Origin of the sequence: Pinirhizobacter sp., from assembly GCF_035317885.1 — a bacterium.
Classification (GTDB): Bacteria; Pseudomonadota; Gammaproteobacteria; order Xanthomonadales; family Rhodanobacteraceae; genus Pinirhizobacter.
Window position 1 is genome coordinate 1 of sequence record NZ_DATHFX010000365.1, and the last position, 6,653, is coordinate 6,653.

The following is a 6,653-nucleotide window of genomic DNA, read 5'->3' on the forward strand; positions in this document are numbered from 1 at the left end:
CAGCGTGCGTTCGGCGCCGGCCAGGCGCGTCTTCTGCGCGAACATCTCCGCTTCCAGGACATTGGCCTGGTTGCGGTCGGCGTCGGCGATGATCCTGGCGATCTCGCGCTCATCATCGGTCTGGGGCTGGGCAAAGGCCGCCTTCATCGCCTTGGGGATCTTCGTCCAGTCGCTGCCCTGCCGCTTCTCCCAAAACAGTTCAACGAAGCGCCGGATGCTCATGGCAGCACCGAACACCTTCGTGAATTTGCGGTAGTCGGACCAGATCTGCGCTGAGTAGCACAAGTTTGTTAGGCCATGGGGGTGCACATGGGTAAATCGTACGCGTAAGTTGAGGGCTAGCCGAGGTTGATTTGCTATACCGTTTGGCCAGTGGAACTCTGTGCCATATTGGTCTCCACCGGTTTGAGACGAACCTGCGAGGCATCCATATGTTGGTCAAACACAAGTGGATTGTGACCCTCGGCACCGCGGCGGTTCTCACCGGCGTATATACGGGACATCGCCTTGTGCAAGCGGCGGATATTGTGGGAGTAGGGGCGTCGGCTTCCGGCCCTGCACTTCTGCCGGCGAGGCCCGGCGGCCCCATGTCCTCGGCCGTTGACCACAAGGACCTCGGCGACTCCACGGCCCCTACAACACCGGCGAATACCGCCACGTTGTCCAATGTCTTTCATGACGTACAGAAGTGTCGCGCAGCGGCGACCGAACTTGCGATAGATCAGACGGTGATAGATCGTTGCGAGGCAAAAAAAGCTGATGCCGCGGGTTACCGGCTGTGCAGCGCAGAGGTTGCAGCGTCGGCAAGGGCGATGCAAGCCGCAACTGCGCGCCAGGCATATTGCACGGCGGATCCCGTGGCCCTCGATCGACAGTATTACAAAGCAGTGGATGCAGCCGCGAAGGCAGGGGATCTCGACGCTCAGGTGTGTTTTGCCAATGGCAATTTCGACCTGACCGACAAAGATGAAATCAGCCGCTACACAGCCGACGCGCGCGCCTATCTTCAAGCGGGGCTCGCACGTGGCGACTGGCGGGTTGTAGCGCTCCTTGCAACGCCCGTCGAAAGCCTCAACCATGGCGGCGGCATGATGGCGAGTCTGCCGATGATGGGAAGCCAATTTACGGCCTACCGCGCCAATCGCTTGCTGCAGTACGCAGCCAAGGGTAGCTACGCCCAGTCCGTTAAACAGGACGCCGACGAAGCAGCTCAGCAGCTTGCCCCGGCACAGATTGCCAACGCGAATGCGTGGGCCGTCCAGGAATATCAACGCTATTTCAGCAAATCGCCAGACTTGGCTGCCGCACCAACCCCGTGCCAGACTCCCTCAAGTTGACTGGCCTCGGGGGAGGGCAAGATGTTACGAGTAATTCTGGTCGGTAGTCAGCGCTTCGTCGTGGACGATCCAAACGATTCGTTGATGCCCCTCAGGGAATACGACCAGGTCGCGAAACACGATGACCCGGACGTAGTGAAAGGGATCCGCAACATCGAGCGCCTGAGCCCGGTGGAACCCATGCCGAACAACTGTGACCCCATCGGGGTTATTCGCGGCAGAGGCCGAATGTATGAGGGAATCGCGGGAGGCAGCTTCAAGGGTTGGGCCTTGGCGTTTGCCTGGCTTTTCTTTGGAACACCGGCCGTTATTTCCTATATTTTCGCTTTCAGCACCATCGTGGGGCTCTCTCCCCAACCTAACTACGTCCACGGCCTAATGATCGTCGTGCTTCTAACGTCGCCAGAGACGTTTTATCTCTATCTACTGTGTATGGGTACGATTGCGTGGCTCAAGCGATACCGTTTCGCACCGTGAAAGTGCCATCCGGGTCGTATCTGCGCTTGGCCGCTGCCAGGCGGCCAACGTTCGTACCCCAGTAGGCCTTCTTGTAGTCCTTCTGGAAGAAATCACTCTCCGAGAAATAGGCCCCCGCGCCGGGAGCGACCTCGGTCAGACGGGCGTACGACTTCCGCACGTCGGCGTCCCCCTGTCTGGCCTTGACTTCGTCCCGATGAGCGCCGGGTAGACCTTCAAACACCGCCGGTCCACCGGTGGCGATAATGGCCAGGGCGAAGGCATCGAGTACCTGGGGATTCATGGCGGTATCGCGTGCCCGGGCCAGCGTCTCCGGGGATGCGCCGAACAGCCCCTTGTTGAAATGGAGAGCGAACCCCTGTTCGCGCGACGCCTCGATGATGGCGGTAACCAGGGTTTGCAGGTTCCCGTCCTGCAGCAGTCGTGAGGGCAGCCACGCCGAGGTGTAGGCATGGATATATGCGCCTACCTGCTCTTTGTCACCCGCCCACATCATGTGATAAGCCGGCGCTCCCGGGCGGTCATCGGGAGCGGCGAAGTCCAGGCCGTTCTTTTGGTAGAAGCCCAGGTCCCAGGTGTGCCGCGCCGGTATGCCTCGCACCCAGAACGGCTTCACCCATGTGTACTCCGGCCGCGCGGCTACCCAGTCCAGCAATGGCTGCCACGCCGCCTTTGCCTCATCGTCGCTCAAGCCCTGGAACACCATCGAAATGTCGATGTGGCGATCGCCATGGAATTCCATGACCTCGCCCCAGTTCGGGTTGCACAGTTTGTCGCGGAACTGGCGCAGTACCTGGGCGACGAGCGTGGAGAAGGCCTTGTCGCTATCCGCCTCAAGGCGCCCCTTCGCAGCACCGATGGACTTGGGCAGGTCGTGGGTACGGAAGGTCAGGCGCGTGATGACGCCGAAGCTCCCACCGCCGCCACCCTTCAGGGCCCAAAACAGCTCGGGATCCTGGAAGGCGTTGACCACCCGTATCTTTCCGTCGGCCGTGACCACCTCGGCCTCCAGCAGGTTTGACGCCCCCGTACCAAAGCCCTTCGATAGGCTGCCAAATCCGCCACCGTTGGTGAACCCCGCACAGCCCACTGTCGTGCAGCCCCCGCCCTGCACGTAACGGCCGCCGACGGTCGTCACAGCATGATAGGCATCGATCCACATGGCGCCGGCACCGACGTGGACGGCTGGCAGCGCACCTGCGCCTGGCCTGGCGCCCTGCGGGACAAACGCATCCACCAGCTCAACCGAATTCATGCGCCGGGTCCACAGAAGCAGCGAGTCCGCAGCGTTGGAGGCGCCGAGGTAGCTGTGGCCGCCGCCACGGATCGCCAGCCGCACCCGGTGCTTGCGTGCCCAGGTGATGGCGGTCGCGATGTCCTGGGCACTCTCGGCCGCGAGCACCCGCGCGCTGGGGGTGGAGGTCCATGCGCGGTAATACGCGCCAGTCTGGGTAAGGCCCGGCTGGTCGCCCACGTAGAACTGGTTGCCAATATGGGCCAGCGCTTCTTCCCGGGTGGCCGGGTCCAGCAGCGGGTTCCTCGGGATCGACAGGCGGCCCCCGACCTGGCGGTTCAAGGATTCCCAGTCGGCATCGGTGGGCCAGCCGGCGGCACCGCGTTTCAGCCAGCGGCCGTCGCCAGTGACGAATGCGTCCACTTTGGCGGCGAGCGGCAAGAGGGGCAGGGCGAGGGCGGCTTTCAGCACAGTGCGACGATCCATGGGTATCCTCCGTGAGATGTCGCCCATGGTGCGAGGGTCTGACGCTACTGTCTCCCGCACAGGGGCGGAAAACGCCGATTCGGGGACGAATTGCGGGTCGGCTGGGACAAGTGGGGTGGACCCGAACGTCGCGTGACAGTGTTTAATATCGACCTGATGAATTTTCGGGGGCAGGCCATTGCATTCAGTCGAGACATTTGAACTTGTATTGGTTCTGCTCGCCGTTGTGGTCGCCTTGCATTGGGCGGCCCGACGCTTGGGCCTGCCGCCGGCGACGGCCTTGCTCGTGGGTGGTGGCGCGCTTGCGTTTGTACCCAGGCTGCCGTCGTTCACGCTCGATCCGGCGCTGATCCTGGTGCTTTTCCTCCCACCTTTGCTGATGGATGGGGCGTACTTCACGGCTTTCGGCCGCTTCCGGCGGCACCTTCCGGGGATACTGTTGCTCGCCGTCGGCGCGGTTGTGTTTACCACGCTGGGGGTGGGTGTGGTGACCCATTGGCTCGCCCCCGGACTTCCGTGGGCTGCCTGCTTTGCCCTCGGGGCGATCATGTCGCCACCGGATGCCGTGTCGGCGCGCGCCGTGCTTCAGCGAGTGAAGCTTCCCCGTCGCCTGTCGGCGCTGCTGGAAGGGGAAAGCCTGCTCAATGATGCAACCGGTCTGGTGCTTTTTCGCTTCGCCGTCGCGGCAACGCTCAGCGGCATGTTTGATGCTGGTGCAGCTGTCTCCAGCTTCCTTTTCCTGGCCGTCGGCGGGATCGTTGCCGGCCTTGCCGTTGCGGGGGCCTGGATCTTCGTCGTTCGTCGCCTGGGCGATCACACGCTGATCGTCATGGTCAGCACGCTCATGTGCTGGGTCGCTTATATCGTCGGCGAGGCAGCCCATGTCTCTGGCGTAATAGCTACGGTTACAGCGGGCCTTGTACTGGGCTGGTATCAGCATGTCATCTTCCCGGCGCAGGTTCGGCTTCGCGGCAGCGCGTTCTGGGAAACCGTGGTTTTTGTCCTGGAAGCCCTCGTCTTCATCCTTATCGGTTTCTCGCTGCGCGGCGTGCTGGATCGTATCGGCGGGATCGAGGCCGTCTACACCAGGATGGCCATTCCCGTGCTTGGTGTCTTGTTGACCGTCACGGTGACGCGCTTCGTCTGGGTCTTTGGCGTCGACGGCCTGCTCGCAGCGCTCCGCGGCATGGGGTTGAAGCGCGCCCGGCCGCTGGGGGTGCGGCAGGCAACGGTGCTGAGCTGGGCCGGCATGCGGGGCGTCGTCACGCTGGCGGTGGCGCTTACATTGCCGGAGTCCATGCCAGGCCGGGATCTGATGCTGGTTACCGCGTTTGCCGTGATCTTCGCCACCGTTGTCGTGCAGGGGACAAGCTTGGGCTGGCTCATTAACCGGATTCGGCCGGTTGATCAGGATCCCTTGGCGAAGATGCATCTGCCCGCATCGGAGGCGGCCATTGCCCGTGCCATGGCCGAGGCTGTCGAAGTGCACGCCTACGCGCCAGACGGCACGTTGATCCATCCCCGCCTGTTAGAGGAGTATCGCAAGCGCTCGGAAATCACGACGCGATACGCCGAAGACGCGGACACGTTCATGGAAGGCGTTCGAACCCATTTCGACGTCGTCCTGATTGCCATTGCCGCGGGACGCACCGAGCTGATTCGCATCCACCGCGCTGGGCTGATTGAAGATGAAGTGCTTCATGAGCTCGAGCGCGATTTGGATGTAGAGGAACTTCGCATTATCCTCCAGCGTGGAGACTAGGAAATCTTGATGACTAATCATATTGCTGCGGCATCCGCCCCCAAAAGCCATTACCAACTGCTCGACGGCCTTCGCGGTGTTGCCGCACTCATGGTGGTTATCTTCCACACCTTCGAAGCGTACTCCCCCAACCATCCGCTGACGCAGCCGATAAACCACGGCTACCTTGCCGTCGACTTCTTCTTCCTGCTCTCCGGATTTGTCATTGCCTATGCCTATGACGATCGCTGGGGGCAATTATCGGTCTGGGATTTTTACAAACGCCGGCTGATTCGCCTGCAGCCCATGGTCATCATGGGCATGACCGTCGGTGCGCTGCTGTATTACCTGCAGGCTGGCGATGCTTTTCCAATCATTGAAAAGACCAGTGTGATCAAGGTCATTGCCGTGATGCTCATCGGCTACACGTTGCTGCCCGTTCCGCCGTCGATGGATATCCGGGGCTGGGATGAGATGCATCCGCTCGACGGGCCGGCCTGGTCACTGTTTTTCGAGTACATCGCCAACATCCTTTACGCCCTGGTCTTGCGCCGGCTGCCGATCCGCGTGCTCTCTTTGCTGACCTTCCTTGCCGCGTGCCTGCTCGTCGAGGTGGCTGTGTTTGGCAAGGGCGGTGACCTCATTGGTGGCTGGTCCGTCAATGCGACCCAGTTGCACATTGGCTTTGGTCGCATGCTCTTTCCCTTCATGGCCGGCATGCTGCTGATGCGCCTTGGCAAGACCGTCCGCGTTCCGGGTGCTTTTGCCGTTTGCAGCGCGATGTTGATCGGCGTGTTTTGCGTGCCGCGCATTGGAGGAGCAGGGCACCTGTGGATGAACGGTGTGTTTGAGGCGGTATGCGTCATCATCGTCTTCCCCATCATTGTTGCCATCGGCGCAGGCGCGGGCGAACAGCAGGGCTTTTCCAGCCGCCTTGCGCGCTTCTTTGGGGAATTGTCCTATCCGATTTACATCACCCACTACCCACTGATCTACATCTACACCCAGTGGGCCGCGTCGCATCATCCGACAGTTGCGGAAGGCGTGGGATACGGCATTTTGCTGGTTATCGCCGCCATTACGTTGGCCTACGCCTGCCTCAAGCTCTACGACGAGCCCGTCCGCGTCTGGCTCGCGAAGCGCTTTCTGGGCAAGCGCATGCGCGTTCCACCGGGTGACCTCAACTCTGTAACGACGCCATAGCGGAACACTCCCAACGGCGGCCTTACGAACAATCGATTGAGTTCACGATCAGGAGGCCATCCATGCCTAACAAGACCTTTTTCATCACCGGCGTCAGCAGTGGCTTCGGCCTGGCACTTTCCCGCGAAGCCCTGGCCGTCGGCCATCGCGTGATCGGCACCGTCCGCACCGATGA

The 6,653-nt window shown here is 61.6% G+C and carries 5 protein-coding genes and 1 pseudogene; 4 read left to right on the forward strand and 2 right to left on the reverse strand.

The genetic code is table 11. From position 1 onward, the window contains the following. Window positions 1-222, reverse strand: a pseudogene (locus VK519_RS12015) (SOS response-associated peptidase family protein); the annotation flags it as partial. 365 nt (window positions 223-587) lie between these two features. Between VK519_RS12015 and VK519_RS12020 the strand changes: the two are divergent. After that, window positions 588-1,337, forward strand: coding sequence for a hypothetical protein (locus VK519_RS12020; protein ID WP_324350069.1), 750 nt, complete (start codon window positions 588-590; stop codon window positions 1,335-1,337). A gap of 21 nt (window positions 1,338-1,358) precedes the next feature. Then, the gene (locus VK519_RS12025) at window positions 1,359-1,814 is read left to right on the forward strand and encodes a hypothetical protein (RefSeq protein ID WP_324350071.1); all 456 of its coding nucleotides are present in this window, start codon (window positions 1,359-1,361) and stop codon (window positions 1,812-1,814) included. Here VK519_RS12025 and VK519_RS12030 read toward each other — a convergent pair. After that, window positions 1,789-3,534: an FAD-dependent oxidoreductase gene (locus VK519_RS12030; RefSeq protein WP_324350073.1), complete on the reverse strand. Its 1,746-nt coding sequence runs from the start codon at window positions 3,532-3,534 to the stop codon at window positions 1,789-1,791. The genes VK519_RS12025 and VK519_RS12030 overlap by 26 nt on opposite strands. Window positions 3,535-3,742: 208 nt before the next feature. On the opposite strand from VK519_RS12030, the gene VK519_RS12035 reads away from it, so the two are divergent. Together VK519_RS12035 and VK519_RS12040 are read left to right on the forward strand one after the other, a co-directional pair. Beyond that, window positions 3,743-5,296, forward strand: a complete 1,554-nt coding sequence (locus VK519_RS12035) for a Na+/H+ antiporter (protein WP_324350075.1) — start codon at window positions 3,743-3,745, stop codon at window positions 5,294-5,296. A gap of 9 nt (window positions 5,297-5,305) precedes the next feature. Beyond that, entirely contained in the window at window positions 5,306-6,478 is a 1,173-nt protein-coding gene (locus tag VK519_RS12040; RefSeq protein ID WP_324350077.1) for an acyltransferase family protein, read from the forward strand. Window positions 6,479-6,653 lie beyond the last annotated feature (175 nt).